This window comes from Ensifer sp. 2TAB8 (assembly GCF_052115125.1).
In the GTDB taxonomy this organism is placed as follows: domain Bacteria; phylum Pseudomonadota; class Alphaproteobacteria; order Rhizobiales; family Rhizobiaceae; genus Ensifer.
In genome coordinates this window covers 180,623-200,532 of sequence record NZ_JBFRGB010000002.1, presented here as the reverse complement: position 1 = coordinate 200,532, position 19,910 = coordinate 180,623, and the positions used below count along the sequence as shown (strand labels likewise).

The 19,910-nt window shown below is 64.0% G+C and carries 19 protein-coding genes; 7 read left to right on the top strand and 12 right to left on the bottom strand.

What is annotated here, in order from left to right; all coding sequences use genetic code 11:
* Positions 1 to 130 precede the first annotated feature (130 nt).
* The 4 genes from AB4Z53_RS06740 to AB4Z53_RS06725 form a co-directional block, all read right to left on the bottom strand.
* The gene (locus AB4Z53_RS06740) at positions 131 to 826 is read right to left on the bottom strand and encodes a class I SAM-dependent methyltransferase (RefSeq protein WP_441595352.1); all 696 of its coding nucleotides are present in this window, start codon (positions 824 to 826) and stop codon (positions 131 to 133) included.
* A 220-nt stretch (positions 827 to 1,046) separates the two neighbouring features.
* Positions 1,047 to 3,092 (bottom strand): ATP-binding protein, encoded by a 2,046-nt coding sequence (locus AB4Z53_RS06735; protein ID WP_441595500.1) that lies wholly within the window; start codon positions 3,090 to 3,092, stop codon positions 1,047 to 1,049.
* 79 nt (positions 3,093 to 3,171) lie between these two features.
* Positions 3,172 to 3,471 (bottom strand): AzlD family protein, encoded by a 300-nt coding sequence (locus tag AB4Z53_RS06730; RefSeq protein ID WP_441595351.1) that lies wholly within the window; start codon positions 3,469 to 3,471, stop codon positions 3,172 to 3,174.
* Entirely contained in the window at positions 3,468 to 4,193 is a 726-nt protein-coding gene (locus tag AB4Z53_RS06725) for an AzlC family ABC transporter permease (protein WP_441595350.1), read from the bottom strand. Before AB4Z53_RS06725 ends, AB4Z53_RS06730 begins: the two co-directional genes overlap by 4 nt.
* 119 nt (positions 4,194 to 4,312) lie before the next feature.
* Here AB4Z53_RS06725 and AB4Z53_RS06720 point away from each other — a divergent pair, with 119 nt between their 5' ends.
* Positions 4,313 to 4,777 carry an Lrp/AsnC family transcriptional regulator gene (locus tag AB4Z53_RS06720; RefSeq protein ID WP_113536076.1) on the top strand — a complete coding sequence of 155 codons (465 nt, stop codon included), beginning with the start codon at positions 4,313 to 4,315 and terminating at the stop codon, positions 4,775 to 4,777.
* 396 nt (positions 4,778 to 5,173) lie between these two features.
* Entirely contained in the window at positions 5,174 to 6,271 is a 1,098-nt protein-coding gene (cax, locus tag AB4Z53_RS06715; RefSeq protein WP_441595349.1) for a calcium/proton exchanger, read from the top strand.
* A 103-nt stretch (positions 6,272 to 6,374) separates the two neighbouring features.
* On the opposite strand, the gene AB4Z53_RS06710 is transcribed toward cax, so the two are convergent.
* The 4 genes from AB4Z53_RS06710 to AB4Z53_RS06695 form a co-directional block, all read right to left on the bottom strand.
* Positions 6,375 to 6,503 carry a hypothetical protein gene (locus AB4Z53_RS06710; protein WP_268906704.1) on the bottom strand — a complete coding sequence of 43 codons (129 nt, stop codon included), beginning with the start codon at positions 6,501 to 6,503 and terminating at the stop codon, positions 6,375 to 6,377.
* Between the two features lie 177 nt (positions 6,504 to 6,680).
* Complete coding sequence (locus AB4Z53_RS06705) at positions 6,681 to 7,127, bottom strand: tetratricopeptide repeat protein (RefSeq protein ID WP_441595348.1); 447 nt, start codon at positions 7,125 to 7,127, stop codon at positions 6,681 to 6,683.
* Entirely contained in the window at positions 7,091 to 8,416 is a 1,326-nt protein-coding gene (locus AB4Z53_RS06700) for an adenylate/guanylate cyclase domain-containing protein (RefSeq protein ID WP_441595347.1), read from the bottom strand. Before AB4Z53_RS06700 ends, AB4Z53_RS06705 begins: the two co-directional genes overlap by 37 nt.
* 68 nt (positions 8,417 to 8,484) lie before the next feature.
* The gene (locus tag AB4Z53_RS06695; protein ID WP_441595346.1) at positions 8,485 to 9,363 is read right to left on the bottom strand and encodes a LysR substrate-binding domain-containing protein; all 879 of its coding nucleotides are present in this window, start codon (positions 9,361 to 9,363) and stop codon (positions 8,485 to 8,487) included.
* 107 nt (positions 9,364 to 9,470) lie between these two features.
* Between AB4Z53_RS06695 and AB4Z53_RS06690 the strand changes: the two genes are divergently transcribed.
* Positions 9,471 to 10,538 (top strand): alkene reductase, encoded by a 1,068-nt coding sequence (locus AB4Z53_RS06690; protein ID WP_441595345.1) that lies wholly within the window; start codon positions 9,471 to 9,473, stop codon positions 10,536 to 10,538.
* A 74-nt stretch (positions 10,539 to 10,612) separates the two neighbouring features.
* On the opposite strand, the gene AB4Z53_RS06685 is transcribed toward AB4Z53_RS06690, so the two are convergent.
* Positions 10,613 to 11,986 (bottom strand): MATE family efflux transporter, encoded by a 1,374-nt coding sequence (locus AB4Z53_RS06685; protein ID WP_441595344.1) that lies wholly within the window; start codon positions 11,984 to 11,986, stop codon positions 10,613 to 10,615.
* A 510-nt stretch (positions 11,987 to 12,496) separates the two neighbouring features.
* Here AB4Z53_RS06685 and AB4Z53_RS06680 point away from each other — a divergent pair.
* The 3 genes from AB4Z53_RS06680 to AB4Z53_RS06670 all read left to right on the top strand — a co-directional run bounded on the left by AB4Z53_RS06680 (position 12,497) and on the right by AB4Z53_RS06670 (position 16,209).
* A complete protein-coding gene (locus AB4Z53_RS06680) occupies positions 12,497 to 14,275 on the top strand; it encodes an acetolactate synthase 3 large subunit (RefSeq protein WP_223724884.1) in 1,779 nt (592 codons plus the stop codon).
* A gap of 23 nt (positions 14,276 to 14,298) precedes the next feature.
* Positions 14,299 to 14,871, top strand: coding sequence for an acetolactate synthase small subunit (ilvN, locus tag AB4Z53_RS06675; protein WP_113536069.1), 573 nt, complete (start codon positions 14,299 to 14,301; stop codon positions 14,869 to 14,871).
* Between the two features lie 306 nt (positions 14,872 to 15,177).
* The gene (locus AB4Z53_RS06670) at positions 15,178 to 16,209 is read left to right on the top strand and encodes an NADP-dependent oxidoreductase (protein WP_441595343.1); all 1,032 of its coding nucleotides are present in this window, start codon (positions 15,178 to 15,180) and stop codon (positions 16,207 to 16,209) included.
* Positions 16,210 to 16,298: 89 nt separating this feature from the next.
* On the opposite strand, the gene AB4Z53_RS06665 is transcribed toward AB4Z53_RS06670, so the two are convergent.
* From AB4Z53_RS06665 to AB4Z53_RS06655, 3 genes are all read right to left on the bottom strand, one after another.
* Positions 16,299 to 16,601, bottom strand: a complete 303-nt coding sequence (locus AB4Z53_RS06665) for a hypothetical protein (RefSeq protein WP_113536068.1) — start codon at positions 16,599 to 16,601, stop codon at positions 16,299 to 16,301.
* A 196-nt stretch (positions 16,602 to 16,797) separates the two neighbouring features.
* Positions 16,798 to 17,643, bottom strand: a complete 846-nt coding sequence (locus AB4Z53_RS06660; RefSeq protein WP_441595342.1) for an aldo/keto reductase — start codon at positions 17,641 to 17,643, stop codon at positions 16,798 to 16,800.
* Between the two features lie 178 nt (positions 17,644 to 17,821).
* Positions 17,822 to 18,730: a LysR family transcriptional regulator gene (locus tag AB4Z53_RS06655; protein WP_291157747.1), complete on the bottom strand. Its 909-nt coding sequence runs from the start codon at positions 18,728 to 18,730 to the stop codon at positions 17,822 to 17,824.
* Between the two features lie 116 nt (positions 18,731 to 18,846).
* Here AB4Z53_RS06655 and AB4Z53_RS06650 point away from each other — a divergent pair, with 116 nt between their 5' ends.
* Positions 18,847 to 19,758, top strand: a complete 912-nt coding sequence (locus AB4Z53_RS06650; RefSeq protein ID WP_441595341.1) for an MBL fold metallo-hydrolase — start codon at positions 18,847 to 18,849, stop codon at positions 19,756 to 19,758.
* Positions 19,759 to 19,910 lie beyond the last annotated feature (152 nt).

Here is a 19,910-nt window from a genome sequence, read left to right as displayed (position 1 = left end):
ATCCTCAGCAACGATGCGTCCAGCGCAAAAGTTCCCCAGGGATCGGTCCTGAGGACCGACGGCTGTTGTCGGGACGCGCCGAGGACAGTCTTCCCGCCATTCCTGTCAAGCCGCAATCCAGGAGCTGGGCTCAAGCCTTCGCCGCCGAAAAGAAGAGGAAGCGCGGCCTGGTCGTCAGGCTCTCATACGCCTCGGGGAAGAGGGTGCGGGCGCGCGGGTCGGGCTGGGGTTCGCTTATCGTCTCGATGCGAAACCCTGCGGAGGTGAGCGCCTCGACCATGGCGTGGAGCGGCCGGTGCCAGAAGCGCATCTCGATCGTCCGGCCACCGCGTTCCCATGTGTCGTCGAAACTGTAGGTCTCGAAATAGTTGTCGTGGCCGGAGAGCTGGTGATCCATGAACGGGTGATGCGTCGAAAGCACCAGGCGCCCGCCCGGCGACAGCACCCGCCTGAACTCGAGGAGAGCGGGCGACCAGTCGTGCAGATAGTGCATGACGAGGGACGCAAGCACGACGTCGAAGGCGCCGTCTTCGAAGGGCAGAGGGTCGTTCAGGTCAGCGACCAGCAGGCGTGCGCGTCCTTCGAGGCGGCGGCTGGCGATCTCCAGGAGGCCGGCGCTTCTGTCGATGCCCGTCAGCGTCGCGCCGCGCGCGAGCAGTGCTGCAGCATGGGCGCCGCCACCACAGCCGGCGTCCAGCACCCGAAGCCCGGCGACATCGCCGACGAGGGCAAGGGCCGCCGGCCGCTCGTAATAGGCGTTCCAGGCGTTGTTCTCGTTGTCGGCATCATAGGCGGCGGCAAACGCATCATAGTCATTTTCAGGCAAGATCTTCCTCCGCGCGGGCCCCCCTTTGGGCGAGCACTCGGATCACGAGTCAATCGAAACCTGAATTCTACTGCATGTTGCCTTCAATCGTAGCCGGTCGAAGGACAAAACTTGCGGGCTTTCAAAGTACCACAACGACGCTTGCGCGTCCGACCGGACGCGCGTCGTTGAATGGCGGCTCAATTGCCAGGTATCGCGCCAGAACGGCCAGGCGTTCGCGCTAGGTCTTGCGGATGATGCTGCCGAGCGGACGCTTCAGCAGGCTTTCGCGAAGCGAACCTTCGCGTGGCCGATCGCTGCCGGTGGCCGACGAACCGTGTCCGGTTGGCGACGCTCCGAAGCGGGGCGCCGGCTGCTCGGCGGCGGGCTTCTCGTTCAGAAGCTGCTGGCGGATCAGGTTGAAGCGCTCCAGTTCCGGATTAACGGCTGGAGCCGCACGCGGCAGCATGTCCGGGCGATAGGGTTCGATCTCGGGCGGCGCGTCGTGGGGGGCCGGATCGGGCGCGGCGTCTTCCGCAGAAGCGCCGAGTTCGGCGTCCCAGAGGCGCTCCTCGCTGCCGGATTGCGCCGCCATGTAGCTTTGCTGGAAACCGGAAATGTCGGGGCCGCTGATCGAGCGCATGCGGCTGACGATCGAGCGCAGGTCGACGATCGGTGGCGCGTCCTCGTCGACGCGATCGATGATGCCGTGGGCGCGCGGAAGGCGCTCTTCGGAGATGCGGGAAAAGCGCATGCGCATCGGCACGGCGACGGCTTCACCGAAGGCGATCGCTTCGCCGTTGCCGATCGAGGAGATGAAGCTGGTGGTGGAGGTCGACGAGTTCGGAATGGCCGAACGGATGATCTCCTGGTCGCGGTCGTTGGCAAGGCGCATGGCAAAGACCGTCGAGCACTGCGACAGGATCGTCGGGTCGAGTTCGCCGGGGCGCTGGGTGATGACGCCGAGCGACACGCCGTATTTGCGGCCTTCCTTGGCGATACGGGCGATAGCCTGGCGGGTCGGCAGGAAGCCGAGCGAGGTATCGGCCGGCACATAGCGGTGCGCTTCTTCGCAAACGACCAGCATATGGATGCCGCCATTGCTCCACAGGCCAATTTCGAAGGCCATGCGGCAGAGCACCGAGGCAACGGAATTGACGACTTCCGAAGGGATGCCGGCAAGCTCGAAGGTGGCGATGGGCTTGCCGTCGCCGGGAATGCGGAAGATCTTGGCGATCGTATCCTGGATCGTGTCGGTGATCGTGTTCGAGGAGAACATGAAATGGTAGCGCGGGTCGTTGATCGCCGAGACGATCTTGACCTTCAGTGAGCGCAAATGCGGCTTGTCGTTGCGTCCCTCCAGCCGGCCGATGCGTTCGTCGATCAGCGCCAGCAGGTCGGCGATGCGATAGGGCACCGGCGTATCCGCGGTGATCGAGCTCTTCTCGGTCTGGCGCCGCATGAGCCCCGATTCCCCACCCCGGAAGGCCTTCTTCGCTTCTGGGATGATGTCGCGCAGCATGTCGAGTTCGTCCGGCGGCGCGGGGCGGCCGCGGAAGATCACCTCGGCGAATTCCTCGAGGCGGAAGAACCAGAAGGGCAGGTCGAGCGTATCGGTATCGATGACGACCGCGAGTTCCGGGAAGGCGGCGGCGAATTCGTTGTGCGGATCGAGGATCAGCACCCGCAGCTTCGGATCGGAAGCGATCGCCTTGTTGAGCAAGAGCGTGACCGCGGTCGACTTGCCGACGCCGGTCGTGCCGACAATGGCGAAGTGCTTGGCTAGCATCGAGGGCACGTGGATCGTCGCGTCGAGGCTCTCGTCCTGGGTGAGCTTGCCGATGATGCAGCTATCGTTGCGACCGTTATCGTAGATCCGCGCCAGGTCGGACGCGCGAATGCGGTGCGCGATGGCGCCAAGATAGGGATATTGGCTGATGCCGGCGGAAAACTCTTCGCGGCCGTCCGGACCGATGTGGACCTCACCCATCAGCTCGACTTCGATGCGGAAGGTGTTGTTGCTGTCTTCGCCCCATTCGGCCGAGGCGGTCTGCATGGAATAGACCAGCGCCACGACGCGGTTTCTGCCGACGGAGATGGAGATGAGCCTGCCGACGGACCAGAGTTCGGCCAGCGACGTCTCGCCGCCTTCGGAGACGGCGGCGATCGTGGCACGGGCGCCGTTGCAGGCGACGACGCGCCCCAGAAAGCGGTTGCCAGGTTTCAGCCCGTCACGGCGATCCTGCTCTCCTGCGCGGATGGAAGAATGGAGATCATTGTTCAGCAACGCAAAAAACCCCGGCTTCACGGCCCGCTCATGTTAGCCGGGGGGATTTAACAAGTGGTTTCACGGATTTGCCTGTCGCTCAGCCGAGAAAATGGCGGAGGAAGCCGGCCGAAGCGATGCCGATCAGCACGGTTGGGAGCAGCGAGAACCGGGTGGCGGCGACATGTGTGATGACCAGCGCGATCAGGCTGGCGGGCTTGTCGGAGACGAAGTCCGGGGCGATGACGGAAATCAGCACGCAGCCCGGGGCCGCCTCCATCACGGCGGTTGCCCGATAGCCGAGCGTGCGGCCGCGGAGCGCCAGATAGCCGAGCGCGCGGGTCGTGTAGGTGACGGATGCCATCAGTAGGATGGTGAGGAGGGTGACTGTGTCGATCATGGCTGCTTCGCAAGGAGATAGCTGGACACGAGGCCGGAGAGCGCACCGGCGGCCACATACCAGGCGCCGGGGACAAGCAGGTAGACGAGGGCCGCGGTCACGAGACTGACGAGCCAGGGGCGGGCGGCGCGAAGCCCGGTCCACATGCCCTTCAGCAGCACGAGGAATACGGCAGGGAAGGCCATGTCGAAGCCATAGGCCTCGACATCGCCGATCATCGGGCCGATCGCTGCTCCGACGGCGGTGAAGGTCATCCAGCAGGCCCAGAGCGCAATACCCGCGCCGAGGAAATAGGGCATGCTGAAGGAGGACCGGGCGCGGGCGTCGGCAAGGGCCATCGCCCAGCTTTCATCGCACATGAAGAACAGCGCCGGCAGAACCTTCCGCTTCGGCAAGGCACCGAGAAAGGGCGCGAGCGCCGCGCCCATCAGCAGGTGCCGGCTGTTGATCAGAAAGGTGATGGCGACAATCAGCGCGATATGCGGCGGCGAGGTCCAGAGATCGATGGCCGCGAATTCCGAGCCGCCGCCGAAATTGAGGCCGGTCATCAGCGGAACCTCCGCGTGGCTCAGGCCCTTCTGTTGAGCCTGCGCCCCGAGCACCAGCGCGAAGGGAACAAACCCGATCTGGACCGGTACGGCTGCGGTCAGCCCCCGGAGAAACTCGCTGACCCCGACCGGCTTTGCGACCTCGCCGAGGCTATCCAATTCTATGCTGCTCATGGTGTCTCCTTATGCGGGCGGAGACTAGCCAAGCGGTCGCGCAATTGGGTTGCTTTTATGCTTCCCAATTGCGAAAATTGGGCATCCGAATATCAAAGAAGAAAGATGAGTGGCACGCGATGCCAATCGAGTTGGATGCAATCGATCGGCGCATTCTTGCCGCCCTGCAACGAAACGGCCGCCTGCAGAACGTGGAGCTTGCCAAGGAAGTGGGGCTTTCGCCTTCGCCCTGCCTCAGGCGCGTCAAGCTCCTGGAAGACGCCGGGGTGATCAGCCGTTACGTCGCGCTGCTCGACGCTTCCAAGGTGGGCATGGGCCTCACGGTCTTTGCCCGGGTATGGCTGAAGGGGCAGGACGCCAAGTCGGTCGACGATTTCAACGAGGCGGTGAAGCGGCTGCCGGAGATCGTCGAATGTCACCTGATGGCCGGGGAGTGCGACTTCCTGCTGCGCATCGTCGCCCGCGATCTCGATGATTACCGGCGCTTTCAGATCGAGCACCTGACCCGGATCAAGGGGGTACAGAGCGTCAAGACGGATGTGCCGATGCAGAAGGTGAAGCTTTCGACGGAGTTGCCGCTTTAGTTACGCGCCATTGCTGTTGCTGCCGGCCCGGATCAGGCTTGCCGCGCAGTCGACGATCGTGGCGCTGGCCGTGCGCGGCGAGAAACCCAGGACGTTTCGGGCCTTTTCCGCGCCAGGTGGTCGGGCTCGAGGCGCTGGGCCGGGACAAGGACGAGGACCTCGAGCGTCTGCTCGGCGATCTCGTGGCACGGCTGGTGGACGAATAGGCGAGGGGTGGGACACGCGGTCCGTGCCTTGCGCCAGATTTGCACGCCGGCTGCGTTGACTTGACAAAAGTCAATGCGCCTTTGCCCGAAGCGGCATAATCATGGGGTATAGCCAATCGAATCCGGCCGGATGTGGCATCCGGCGGCCGCAGGGCGCGGATGCTTGTCGGTTGGCGCTGGGGAGGCAGCCTTGGGCAGTGCATTTGATTATGTTCGCCGGACACCCATTCTGTGGCTGCTCGTCTTCGTACCCGTCGTCATCGCCGGCGAGCATATCTGGCCGGGGGCACACACTTTGCTCTTCCTGCTCTCGGTCGCCGCCATCGTGCCGCTCGCAGCCCTGCTCAGCCAGGCGACGGAGGCGGTTGCGGCGCGGACCGGCGATACGATCGGCGCACTGCTTAACGCCACTCTCGGCAACTTGACGGAGCTCGTGATCGCGCTGATGGCGCTCCAGGCCGGCCAGTATCTGCTGGTCAAGGCATCGATTGCCGGCGCGATCGTCACCAACACGCTGTTCATGCTCGGCGGCTCATTCCTCTTCGGCGGCCTGCGCCATCACCTGCAGGAATTCAACCGGGTGAATGCACGCTTCCAGGCGAGCCTCCTGTTTCTGGCGACGGTCGCCGTGCTGGTGCCATCGCTGATCGGCAGCGCCGACCATCAGCCGCAGACGGCCTTCACCCAACAGCTCAGCGCCGGCCTCTCCGTCGTGCTGATCGTCGTTTACGCGCTCTGGATGCTGTTTTCGCTGAAGACCCACCGCGAGCTCTTCGCCTCCGCCGGTGGCGGGCATGGCGAGGAAGAGGTGCATTGGCCGCTGGCGACGGGCATCGTCGTGCTTTTGGCGGTCACGGTGCTGGTGGCGCTGGTCAGCGAGGTCTTCGTCGGATCGGTGCAGGTGGCCGCCCAGGAACTGGGCATGACGCCGGCCTTCGTCGGCTTCATCGTGGTGGCTCTGGTCGGTGCCGCGGCCGAGATGGCGACGGCCTTTTCGGCCGCGCGCAAGGATCGCTTGGATCTCAGCGTTGGCGTTGCGCTCGGCAGTGCCGCCCAGATCGCCCTGTTCGTGGCGCCGCTGCTGGTTCTGCTGAGCTATGTCATCGGGCCGCAGCCTATGGACCTGCAATTCTGGCCGGGTGCTGTGGTGATGATGCTGATCGCTACCATGGCCGCTACTCTGCTCTCCAACGGTGGGCGTTCGGCCTGGTACATGGGCGTGCTCGCGCTCACGGTCTATGTGATCTTCGGCATGACCCTGTTCCTGCTGCCGCCGGTACAGCCGTGAGGCATGCCGCCCGGCTGCTTGGCGATATCCAGGGAACTTTGGGTGGGATGGCCGGATCTACACTGTAAGCGAGGGGCGATGCTGTGAGCGCGCCGCGCGACCGTTATTTGGGGGAGTTCATGTCGAACACGACCCAGCGAAAGAACAGATAGATCGCGGCAAAGCTGATCACGAGCGGCATCAGCACGGGAAGGTCAAGCATATCATTGCCCTTGGTTTGAAGCTGCTTCATGCAGCAAAGCTAATTTGCCTGTGAGTTGTTAATGCAAGGTGCACAGGACGGTGCTCGGCCTCTAAAATCTTTGTGGTCCCTCGAGTGATGATCTCAACTGTAGTTGGGCTCTTCCAGGCCGCTCCGGACTTGGGCGTCCCCAGGGGATGACGGCGTGAACCGGGCCGAGCGCCCGCTTCATTTCGGCAGACCCGCCTTCAACAGGCCCTGGCGGAACAGGTCGCGGTGTTCGTCCTGTTGGAGCAACAGGCCCTGCCGGATGAAATCTTCCGTCGAGAAGTCCGGCCGCGCTTGCAGAAGTCGAGCCTTCGTCTCCTCGGCGGCGAGGCCGTTGCCGGCCTGCGCATGGCAGGCGACGAGACGGGCTAGCGTGAACGGGCCGGGATTGGGCAGTTCCTTGAGTGCTGCCGCGGCCTCATCGTAATGGCCGAGAATATAGAGGGCGTTGCCGAGGGCGGCGCTGTACCAGGGCGGCGGAAACGGGTTCAGCCGGAAGCCCTCTTCGATCCACTCCATCGCCTCGTCGAGCTTGCCGCGCCGGGCAAAGAGGCCACCCATCTGCACCAGCGTATTGGCGTCGTTGGGGTTCAGCAGATAGGCGCGGCGATAGTGCCGCTCCGCCAACTCGAATTCGCGGCGATTGACGTGAATGAGTGCCAGCAGCCGCTGGCAGCCGCGCCCTCGGTTTCATCGAGCGATACGGCCTTGCGGGCCATCGCCAGCGCCGCGTCGAGAACATCCGCCGGCGCGTTGCCGTAGCCCTGCTCGGCGATGGTGGCGAGCGCCAGATAGGCGTGGGCCAGGGCAAAATGCGGGTCGCGTCCGACCGCCGCCTGAAACATGGCGCGGGCCTGCCGGTTGTCGTCCGGCTCGTAGCCGCGAATATGGGCAAGCCCGCGCAGGTAGAATTCATAGGCCGCAAGGCTCGTCGGCGGTTTGCGCAGCACCTGGCGCAGGTCGGCGCTTTCGATCTGGCCGACGAGGGTCGACACGATCGTCCGTGTCACCTCATCCTGGACTGCGAAAATATCCGTGAGGCTCCGGTCGTAATGGTCCGACCAGAGGTGCGCGCCGGTTGCGGCTTCCACCAGTTGCGCGGTGATGCGGATCCGCTCGCCGACGCGCCGCACGCTGCCCTCGACCAGGTAGGTGGCGCCGAGCCTGCGGCCGATTTCTCTCCTGTCCGTATTCTTGTCGCGGAAGCTGAAGGACGAACTGGCTGATGTGACGGAAAGCGAGCGGAAGCGGGCAAGGCCGCCGATGATATCCTCGCTGATCCCGTCGCCGAAAAAGGTCTGATCCGGCGCGCCGCCGAGGTTTTCGAACGGCAGCACCGCGATCGAGGTGCGCGCGCAGGCTTGCGAGGCTGCCGGCCCCATCGTCGGTGCGTCCGTCCAGTGCCAGACGTGGGCCGGGCGCGAGATGTTCTTCAGCGCGATCTCGCCGCCGTCGAGGAAGGCTGACCGGCTCTTGGCGCTCAGTTGCCGGTGGACGACATCGGCGATGCAGATGCCGCCGGGCGATGCCGACGCCTGAAGACGGGCGGCGACATTGACGCCATCGCCGAGCAGATCGTCCCCCTCGATGACGACGTCGGCAAGGTTGATGCCTATCCTGACGAGGATGCGGTCATCGGCCGCTTGCTCCTTCTGGTCGCAGGCGAGCGCCCCCTGAAGCGAGATGGCGCAGTCCACCGCATCGACGGCGGAGTTGAAGACAACCAGAGAACCGTCGCCCATGAGCTTGACGATCCGGCCGCCGCGGGCGGCAATTTCCGGGGCGAGGATCGCGTTCTGCAGCCGCTTCATCGTGCCGATCGTGCGCAGTTCGTCGGCCTCGGCCATGCGGGAATAGCCGACGATGTCGGTGGCCATGATGACCGCAAGTCGCCGCTCGACGTGCTCGTTCGCCATCCCGTTCTCCCCAATCGCTTATATTTTAGCGTGTTCTCATAGGGGCAGGAAGACGGACGCCATTGCGGCTAGGCGCGGGCCATCTCCTGCTGCAGAAACTCGATGAAGCGTTGGGTCTTGGCCGGCAACAGACGCGTCTCGGTGATGGCGTGAATGGCGATGGAGGTGCCCTCCCAGCCGGGCAGCACGCGTTTCAGCCGACCTTCAGTAAAGTCGTCGCCGGCGATGCGTTCGGCCAGGAGCGCGATGCCCTGGCCGTTGACGGCGAGCGCGCGCATCATGCCGACATTGTTGACCGTGAAGCGGCCGGTGACCGAAACGTCGATCCTGTTGTTGTGGCCATCATGGAGCGTCCAGTCGGTTGCCCTCGGCATGGAGATGCAGTCGTGACGGGCGAGGTCCGCCGGCTCCTGCGGCTCGCCGTGGGCTGCCAGATAGACAGGGGAGGCGTAGAGATAGCGTGCGTGACGGCCGACAAGCCGCGCGATCAGGCGTGAATCCTGCAGCTCTCCCGCGCGGATCACCACGTCAAAGGGCTCCGTCACCAGATCGACGCGCCGCGGCGTCAGGTCGAAATCGAAGGTGATGCCGGGATAGCGCCGAGCGAATTCGGCGATCAGCGGTGTCATGTAGATGGTGGCGAAATCGACCGGCATCGACACGCGCAGCAGGCCGCTCGGTTGCTCCAGCATGGCGCCCAGCTGCTCGTGCGCCAGGCGCGCTTCATCGACGATGCGCTTGCTGCGCTCGAAGTAGAGCTGGCCCGCTTCGGTCAGCTCGATCTTTCGCGTCGTGCGGTGAAGCAGCCTCAGCCCGATCGCTTTCTCCAATTCGCTGATTCGTCGCGACAGGGTAGAGTTGGGCATGCCGACGATGTCGGCGGCTTTGCGAAAGCTTCTGGCTTTCGCCACTTCGACGAACAGCGCCATGTCGTTCAGATGGCTCATCCGATTGCTCCATTAATGGAACTGTAATTCCAAATTGCCCGTATTTATCCCGAATGCGGAATAGTGGACAAGGGTATCAACACTTGGAACTCTCGAAGGAGACCCCGATGAGCCTGCTGTTCACCTCCGTTCGTATCGGCCGCCACACGCTTGCCAACCGGCTGGCCATGGCGCCCATGACCCGCAGCCGCGCCGACTACGATGGTACGCCCGGCGCGCTCGCCGCCGAATACTATGCCCAGCGCGCCAGCGTCGGCCTGATCGTGACCGAAGGCACGCAGCCTTCGGATGACGGGCAGGGCTATCTCACCACGCCCGGCATCTACACCGATGCGCATGTCGCCGGCTGGAAGACGATCACCTCCGCCGTACACGCGCGGGGCGGTCGTATCTTCATCCAGCTCATGCATGCAGGACGCATGTCGCACCCCGACAACACGCTGCACCATCGCCAGGGCGTTGCGCCGTCGGCGATCGCGCCCGGCAGCACGATGTTCACCGCGACGGGCATGCAGGACATTCCGACGCCGCGGGCGCTGACCTCTGAAGAGGTGCGCCAGACCATCGCCGACTTCCGCCATGCGGCCCGCCGCGCGATCGAGGCCGGCGCCGACGGCGTCGAGATCCATGGCGCCAACGCCTATCTGGTCCACCAGTTCCTGGCGCCGAGCGCCAACACCCGGACCGACGAGTATGGGGGCTCGATCGAGAACCGCGCGCGCTTTGCCATTGAGGTCGCCACGGCCATCGCCGAGGAGATCGGCGCGGACCGCACGGCCATCCGCCTCTCTCCGGGCCTCAAGATGTGGGGCATCGACGAAGGTGCGGACGGCCCCGATCTCTACCGCTATCTGGTTGCCGAACTCGACAAGCTCGGCCTTGCCTATCTGCACATCATGCACGCGGGCGACGAACCGCTGCTCGCTTCGATCCGCAAGCTCTGGTCGCGGCCCTTGATCCTGAACCGCCCCGGGCGCGTGCGCGACGAGATCGGTTCCGATCTCCCTTCGGGGCTCGCCGATCTGGAAGCCTACGGTCAGATGGTGCTGGCCAATCCGGATTTCGTTCACCGACTGAAGGCCGACGCGCCGATGAACGAGGCCGATCGCATGACCTATTTCGGCGGCACGGCGAAAGGCTACGTCGACTACCCGGCGCTCGCCGCTTCGGCCTAGAGCGCTCCGCTTCGGAGCATGAAGCGTCCGGTTGCGGAGCCGATCGACCCCATCCGGGGTCGATCGTATTTTCGTCAGGACAGCCGGCCCGCAGCGCCGCGCCGCCGCGCCGCCTGCCACAACACCAGCATCGCGACCGCGAGCAGCAGCGCTTCCGCTGTCGGCGTGGCAAACCAGATGCCGGGTTCGCCGAAAGTCGACGCATAGAAGGCGACCAGTGGCATGGTGAAGAGATAGGGCTTGGCAAGCCCCAGGACCGCCGCCCGGCCGGCATCACCGATCGCCTGGAAGTAGCTGCCGAGCATGATCAGCGGTCCGGACAAGACATACATCGCGACCATCACGGGCATGATGCGCGCGACGTCTGCGATGACCGCATCACTGTCGACGAAGGCCGCGCCGATCGGCCGGGCAAAGCCGACGAGCAGCACTTCGACGGTGAGGCAGTAGGCCAACGCCACAAGTAGCCCGAGCCGCAGCATCCTTTCTGCCCGATCCGCAAGGCCGGCGCCGACATTGTTGCCGACGATCGCCTGCATCGCCTGGCTCAAGCCCAAGAGCGGCAAAAGGGCGAAGGTCATGATGCGGGTGACGATGCCGTAGGCGGCGACCGTGGTATCGTAGTTTTCGGCCGCCGTCTTCTGCAGCGCCGCCATGATCGTCACCGAAACCAGGGCCATGCCGATGAAACCGAGGCTTTGCGGGCTGCCCAGCGCAATAATGCGGCTCCATCCCGTCAGTGGACTGTACCGGAGTAGGGCGGAGAGCCGCAGTTCCGTGCGTCCGAACAGGCGGAAGAGGGCGATGAGGCCAAGGGCCAGGACCTGCGCCAGCACGGTGGCGGTGGCGGACCCCGCAACACCCAGGTCCAGCAGCGCGATCAGCACATAGTTGAGGACGAGGTTCGCGACCGAAACCAGCACACTGAGGCCGGCCATCAGCCCGGCGCGCCCCTCGCACCGAAGCGCATCCGATTGCACCGCCAGAAGGAACTGGACGGGCGCGCAGAAGATGATGATCGCGATATAGCGCTCGGCCATGCCGGCGAGCGGACCCGGACCATTGGTGAGCGTCAGCACCAGTCGTTCGCCGAAGACCACGAACAGCACGATCAGCGCTGTGGCGATCGTCAGCGCCAGCATATGGGCGCCGGCAAAGACGCTGCGGGCCTCGGCAATGCGGCCGGCGCCAAGATGACGGGCAAGCAGGCTCGCCATGCCGCTGACGACGAGGGTCGCCAGCGCCACCGTGAGAATGAAGATCGGAAACACCGCGGTCACGGCGCCGACGGCTTCGCTGCCGACATAGATCCCGAGCATGATGGCGTCGACGACCGTCAACAGCCCGTTCATGCTCATCACGAAGATGATCGGCAGTGCCGTTTTCAAGAAGATCGCGCCGAGCGGTGCTGTCAAAAAGAGATTCTGGCTGGAGGTGTCCCTGGACATCCCGCACTCCTGTTCTTCGCATTTCAAGAAGGAGGAGGGGCTCGCATTGCCTGCCACACGAAATGCGATCGGGGCGAGAGGATATCGTCAGAAGTCAGATTTCACCGAGACTGAAAGCCTGCGAGCGGCGGGGATCTGAAGCCCGGAAAGGGAGGTAGCGCCAAGCCGCATCGCCGTCAAGCCGGCGCTTCGATGGTCTTCGCCCGACCGCAGCCGCGCGGCTTTCTCGGGCCGGCCACGGGGAGGCGAACGCTTCGGCGGCGCAACAATGTTCCGCGGCGAAGCCCGGTCGTGTAACTAAAAGCCGTTGACGCCTTCCGCATTTGTGGTTATCAACTCGCCCCATGAAAAATTTTGCGGTTATTCTTGTGGTGGGACGGCGCATGGGCAGGATGGTGTAACCATCCGGCGGTAGCCACCCATGCGCTGAACGAGGCTCCTGACGGGGCCTTTTTTTATGCCTCCAAACAAGCTAAGCACCCAACTGGGAAAAGGGACGGAAGCAAGTCAATGAGCGGTACAGAAAACCAGATGACAGGCGCGGAGATCGTTCTCCAGGCTCTGAGAGACAACGGCGTCGAGCATATCTTCGGCTATCCCGGCGGCGCCGTGCTTCCGATCTATGACGAAATCCACCAGCAGGACGATATCCAGCACATCCTCGTTCGCCACGAGCAGGGCGCCGGCCACATGGCCGAAGGCTATGCCCGCTCCACCGGCAAGGTCGGCGTCATGCTGGTTACCTCCGGTCCCGGCGCCACCAATGCGGTGACCCCGCTGCAGGACGCGTTGATGGATTCCATCCCGCTCGTCTGCATCTCCGGCCAGGTTCCGACCTCGCTGATCGGCTCCGACGCCTTCCAGGAATGCGACACCGTCGGCATCACCCGGCCGTGCACCAAGCACAATTGGCTGGTCAAGGACGTCAACGATCTCGCCCGCATCATCCATGAGGCCTTCCGCGTTGCCCAGTCCGGCCGCCCAGGCCCGGTTGTCGTCGATATCCCGAAGGACGTGCAGTTTGCGACCGGCACCTACACGCCGCCATCGGCCGTCCCGACCCAGAAGAGCTACCAGCCGAAGAAGCAAGGTGATCTGAAGAAGATCGAAGAAGCGGTCGAGTTGATGCGCACCGCGCGCCAGCCGATCATCTATTCCGGCGGCGGCGTCATCAATTCCGGACCGGAAGCCTCGCATCTGCTGCGCGAACTGGTCGAACTGACCGGCTTCCCGATCACCTCGACGCTGATGGGCCTCGGCGCCTATCCGGCTTCCGGCAAGGCCTGGCTCGGCATGCTCGGCATGCACGGCACCTACGAGGCCAACATGGCGATGCATGACTGCGACGTCATGATCTGCATCGGCGCCCGCTTCGACGACCGCATCACCGGTCGCCTCAACGCGTTCTCGCCGAACTCCAAGAAGATCCACATCGACATCGATCCGTCGTCGATCAACAAGAACGTCCGCGTCGACGTGCCGATCCTCGGCGATGTCGGCACCGTTCTCGAGGACATGGTTCGTTTGTGGCGCGCGGCCTCCAAGTCGGCCGACAAGGCGCGGCTTTCGGACTGGTGGGAGATGATCACCAAGTGGCGCGCCCGCAATTCGCTCGCCTATGCGCCGAACGACGACGTCATCATGCCGCAATACGCGATCCAGCGTCTCTACGAGCTGAGCAAGGACCGCGACACCTACATCACGACGGAAGTCGGCCAGCACCAGATGTGGGCAGCCCAGTTCTTCGGCTTCGAGCAGCCGAACCGCTGGATGACCTCGGGTGGCCTCGGCACCATGGGCTACGGCTTCCCGGCGGCCATCGGCGTCCAGGTCGCGCATCCCAACAGCCTCGTCGTCGACATCGCCGGCGACGCCTCGATCCAGATGTGCATCCAGGAAATGTCCTGCGCCGTTCAGTACGGCCTGCCGGTCAAGATCTTCATCCTCAACAACCAGTACATGGGCATGGTGCGGCAATGGCAGCAGCTCCTGCACGGCAACCGCCTGTCGCATTCCTATACGGAAGCCATGCCTGACTTCGTCAAGCTGGCGGAAGCCTATGGCGGTGTCGGCATTCGTTGCGACAAGCCGAGCGAACTCGACGCTGCGATCCGCAAGATGATCGACACGCCAGCACCGGTCATCTTCGATTGCCGCGTTGCCAACCTCGCCAACTGCTTCCCGATGATCCCCTCGGGCAAGGCCCACAACGAGATGCTGTTGCCCGACGAAGCCACGGACGAAGCGGTCGCCAACGCGATCGACGCCAAGGGCCGTCAGCTGGTCTGAGATAGGTAGAGGAACCAACCGAAATGAACGCACACCTTCAACCGACCGGCTCCGCCTACTTCATCGCCAAGGAGACCGAGGTCGCCGAAACCCACACGCTTTCGGTTCTCGTCGATAACGAGCCAGGCGTCCTTGCCCGCGTCATCGGCCTGTTCTCGGGCCGGGGCTACAACATCGAGAGCCTCACGGTTTCGGAAACGGAACACGAGGCGCACCTTTCGCGCATCACCATCGTCACGCGCGGCACGCCGCACGTGCTGGACCAGATCAAGAACCAGCTGGAACGGCTGGTTCCGGTCCACCGCGTCGTCGACCTGACCGTGCGCGCAGCCGGCCTTGGCCACGACCGGCCGATCGAGCGCGAACTGGCGCTCGTCAAGGTACACGGCTCGGGCGACCACCGCGTCGAGGCTCTGCGTCTTGCCGACGCCTTCCGCGCCTCGGTCATCGACGCCAACATCGATCACTTCGTCTTCGAGATCACCGGCAAGCCGTCGAAGATCGAGCAGTTCATCGCCATCATGAAGCCGCTCGGCCTCATCGAAGTCTGCCGTACCGGCATCGCAGCGATGAACCGCGGCCCGCAGGGCATGTGATCTCGGGCAGGCGAGGGGCCGACAACGCCGCACCTTGCTTCAAACTGGGCAGCCCACGCTTCACGCTGGGGCTGCCCTTGTCGTTTAAGGGCTTCAGGTTGGGTTTGCCTCTCTCCTCGGGTCCGAGCCGAGGACTAGTTCTCTCCCCGCATACCGGGAGAGGTCACTGGCACCGAGCGCACCCGGCCGGATGAGGGCAGACGACACGGCCCCCTGAAATTGCCCGACGTCATGCGCGCGGTTGACTTCGCAGGCATTTCCCGCCGACAAATTTCACACAGTATTTCCGAAGCTATCAGGTGCCGGATGAGCGCGACGACGATGCAGGCATTCGTTCTGACCCGATACGGCGGTCCCGACGCTGGGCAGTTGCGCGAGGTGCCACGTCCGCGACCGGCGCGCGGCGAGGTGCTGGTTCGGGTGCAGGCCGCCGGTCTCAATCCCGTCGACTACAAGACGCGGGAAGGGATGCTCAAGGTCGTCCAGCGCTATCCATTGCCTGTTGTCATGGGCAATGAACTCTCGGGCGTCGTCGAGGCGCTGGGAGAGGGCGTCACGTCGTTTGCCCCGGGAGACCGGGTGTTTGCGCGCATGCCAAAGGGGGCCATGGGCGCTCTCGCCGAATATGCGGTCGTGCCCGAAAAATTCCTGGCAAAGATGCCCGCGTCCATCGACTTCAACACCGCAGCCGGCGTGCCCCTTGCGGGCCTCACCGCATTGCAGGCGCTGCGCGACGAGCTCCGCGTTCGCCCGGGGAGCCGGATCTTCATTCCCGGCGGCGCCGGCGGTGTCGGCACCTTCGCCGTCCAGCTGGCCAAATGGCTAGGTGCGGAGGTGACGACGACGGCATCGCCCCGCGGCCGAGCGCTTGTCGAGGAACTCGGCGCAGACGTGGTGATCGACTACACCAAGGAGCGGTTCGAGGAGCAACTGCGCGACATGGACGGCGCTTTCGACCTGCTGGGCGGCGAAACACTTCTAAAATCCTTCGGCGTCGTCAAACGCGGCGGCAAGGTGGTTTCGATCGCCGGCATGCCCGAGCCGGAAACAGCGCGAAAGGATCTGGATCGGGGCATGCTTCTAAGGACGCTTTTCTGGCTTGCGTCCTACAGGACACGCGCAGTCGCGCGAAAACATGGCGTCTCCTACCGCTACCTCTTCATGCATCCTGATGGTGTCGAGCTTGCCGAGCTCGGCGATTTGATCGATGCCGGGACGATCCGGCCCGTCATCGACAGGGTGTTTCCGCTCAGGGATGTGGCGCAAGCCTTTGCCTACCTGGAAGCCGGCCACGCCAAGGGCAAGGTGGTCGTGGAGATTGCGAGCCGGCAGGCGTGATCGAAATCTGCCGTCCCGGGAACGCCGAAATATGGGCCTCGCAGGGCCAGGCGCGTCGTGCGGGCTTTGCGGCCATCACCTGTTTCAGCCTAATCCGGTAGCTGCTGAACAACCTCGACGATGTCGCGCGTGCGTGTTGCCCGCCCGCCCCATTTGGCATCAAATTCGTTGCCCGGCGATTGAATGGCAGCGTTCGCCGACTCCATGTTCGAGAACTCATAGAAGGCAGTGTGCTTCGAGGGATCGGTCCGGCTCCAGGTGCGCCACGCCCGACGTGCACCAAATGCGCGCAATGCCTCTGGCATATGGCGATCATACCACTCGTCGAAGGGCGCTCGGTCCACCTCATTCGGAACATCCGCATGCACTATTAGCAGCACGTGAGTGGACATTTCGGCCCCATTTCCCGGATCGCATACGACGTGACGCGCTGCGAAAAGCATACAGGAATTCGGCGCGGTTCACGACAACGCAGCGCAAATCGTCCGCCGGTTTGCGGGGCGCAGCTGGTGGCATCTGTTACACGGATTTCCTGCTCCCCGGAGGCAGGGCCGGATGATGGGGCAGTTTGGCGCGAAGCGAGTGCCCTCAGATCATCTCCAACGATCGCTTGCGCTTCGGCGGCGGGAAGGCGTGGTCTAGGGCGGTGAGGTCTTGCGCCGTCAATTGGATGTCCATCGCGTCGCGGTTTTCGCGGGTGCGGTCGGCCGAGCCGGTCTTGGGGATCGAGATCACGCCGGGGCGGGTCTTGAGGAAGGCGAGGGCGATCTGGGATGGCGTCGCCTGGTGCGCCTTGGCGATGTGGATGAGATCCGGGTTGCGCAGCAACCGGCCCTCGTCGAGCGGCGAATAGGCCATGATGGCGATGCCTTGGCTCTGGCACCAGGGCAGCAGATCGAACTCGATGCCGCGGCGCGAAAGGTTGTAGAGCAACTGGTTGACGGCGACGTTCCTTCCGTCCGGCACGTCCAGTAGCTCTTCCATATCGTCGAAATCGAAATTCGAGACGCCCCAGGCGCCGATCTTGCCTGATTTCTTCAGCGCCTCGAAGGCGGCGACGGTTTCTGAAAGCGGATAGCCGCCACGCCAGTGCAGCAGGTAGAGGTCGATGTGGTCGATGCCGAGATGCTTCAGGCTGCGCTCGCAGGCAGCCTCGGTGCCGATGCGACTGGCATTGGAGGGCAGCACCTTGCTGACGATGAAAGCTTCGTCGCGGCGCCCGCGCACCGCTTCGCCGACCACACGTTCGGAGGCGCCGTTGCCGTACATTTCGGCGGTGTCGATCAGCGTCATGCCGAGATCGAGGCCGAGCTGCAGGCTTTTCACCTCATCGGCCTTGCGCGCTGCGCTGTCGCCCATGCGCCAGGTGCCCTGGCCGAGGACCGGGATCGCGCGGCCGCCGGGAAGTGTCGTCGTCGGGATTGGGTCGTGCATGCTGTTCTCCTCGCGGCCGAAAATGCCCACAGCGGGCGCGCCTTTCAAGATACGTCTCAGACGCTGTAGCACTTTGACGTGTGTCCTGTTGCTATCCGTAAAAGCGGAAACGCTTTCAGGAAATAGGCGGGTAGCGGTCAATCTAGCGCATCCCGCCGGTCTTTCGAGCCATGGCCCGTCATCCGGCAAGCCTCCCGCGCTCCTTCTCCATGCGTTGCAGGATCTCGACGAAGGCGCGCACGCGCGCCGGACGGAAATGGGAGGGCGGATAGACGACATGGATGCCGCCCGAGGGCAGCGACCAGTCGGAAAGCAAGCGCACCAGGCGGCCTTCGGCGATGTCGGTTCGCACCTGATAGTCCGGCAGCACGGCAAGGCCGATGCCGGCCACAGTGCAGCAATGGGCGGAATCGGTGCTGTCGGCGGTCACCAGCGCTCGGCCGACGACCATCGCCGCTTCGCCGGCAGTGTCGGTGAAGGTCCAGTCGAGCGGCGCTTTCAGCGCGCCGTTGGCGATCCAGTCTGCGTCGGTGAGTTGCTCAGGGCAGGTTATGACACCAAGCCTTGCTACGTAGGCGGGCGAGGCGACGAGGTGCTGCTGAAATGTGCCTATGCGCCTTGCCCGCTCGCTGGAGTCGGTGAGCCAGCCGGCGCGGATGGCGAGATCGAGGCGCTTCTCGATCATATCGAGCACCGTGTCGTTGAAGCTCAGCTCTACCCGCATGGCGGGATAGGCCGCGAGATAGGCGGCGACGGCGTTGGTCACGACCTTGGCGCCATAGTCGAGCGGCGCCGTCAGTGTCAGCGTGCCGCTCGGGATCTCGGTTTCGGCGGAGACCGCACCGACGGCTTCGTCGGCGTCGCGCAGGATCAGTGCGCAGCGCTCGTAGAAGCGTTGGCCGGTGGCCGTCGGGCTCAGCCGCCGGGTGGTGCGCACGAGCAGGGTCGTGCCGAGCTCCTTTTCGAGCTGGGCGACCTGATGGCTAACGGCGGCCTTGGCAAGGCCCAGTCGTTCGGCTGCGGCCGTAAACGAACCGCTTTCGACCACGGCAACGAAATGCGAAAGTCGATTTAGATTTACAGTCATCCGAAGTTCTTCACGATTGTCTGAAAATTTCGGACAGTCTGTTCGGATTGCCCGGCTTTTTCAAGAGCGCGCATGTCGTCATCCTGCCGGGCAAGATTAAAGCCCAAGGAGATCCCATGCAGATCCAGTTGACCCGGCGGACCGCGCTCAAGACAGTGGCGGCGGCCGGCGCCGCCATCCTCATTCAGCCGATCGGCAGCAGCCTTGCCAGGGCTGCCTCGAAGCTCGAATGGCGCTATTTCCAGGCGGATGATGCCGGCTTCAACCGCACGCCGGTGCTCCTGACCGGCCACAGCGAAGCGATCCTGATCGATGGTGGCTTCACGCTCTCCGATGGCCGTGCCGTCGCCGAGGCGATCAAGGCAACCGGCAAACGGCTGACGACCATCTATGTCAGCTGCAACGATCCGGATTTCTATTTCAGCCTCAAGCCGATCGTCGAAGCCTTTCCGGATGCCAAGGTCATCGCCGCTTCGGCTACCGTCGAGGCGATCAAGGCCAATGTTCAGGGCAAGCTTGAAACCTGGGGGCCGCAGTTGAAGGACAATGGTCCGCAGACACTCGCCGATGTGGTGATGCCGACGCCGGACGACAGCACGTCGTTGACGATCGAGGGCAGCACGATCGAGATCGTGACGATTGAGGGGATGAAGGACCGGCGCTATCTCTTCGTGCCGGAACTGAACGCCATCTTCGGCGGCGTGCTCGTCTATTCCGGATCGCATGTCTGGGTGGCCGACGAGGCGACGGTGGAAGGGCGGCAGAAGTGGATCGAGGCGCTCGATGCCATGGCGGCGCGCAAGCCCGTGATCGTCGTGCCGGCACACAAGAGTGCGGGCGGGCCGGAAGGCGTCGAGGCCGTCCGCTTCACCCGCGACTATCTCGCAGCCTTCAACGAAGCGGCGGCCGCCGCCAAGGATAGCGCCGAGCTGATCGCGGCGATGACCAGGCGCTATCCGGATCTCGCAGGCGTCTCGACGCTCGAACTCGGTGCCAAGGTCGCCAAGGGCGAGATGAAGTGGGGCTGAGGTCAGCCATCTTTCCACGATGATTGCGACGCGTGGCCAACGCCACGCCGCGCGTTCTCCTTCCGGTGGAGGCCGGAAGGAGTGATCAACTTGTCACCGTGACAAGTTGGCTGCTGGTGCCGGTCAATAGGTCAATTATGTTGACCCAATTA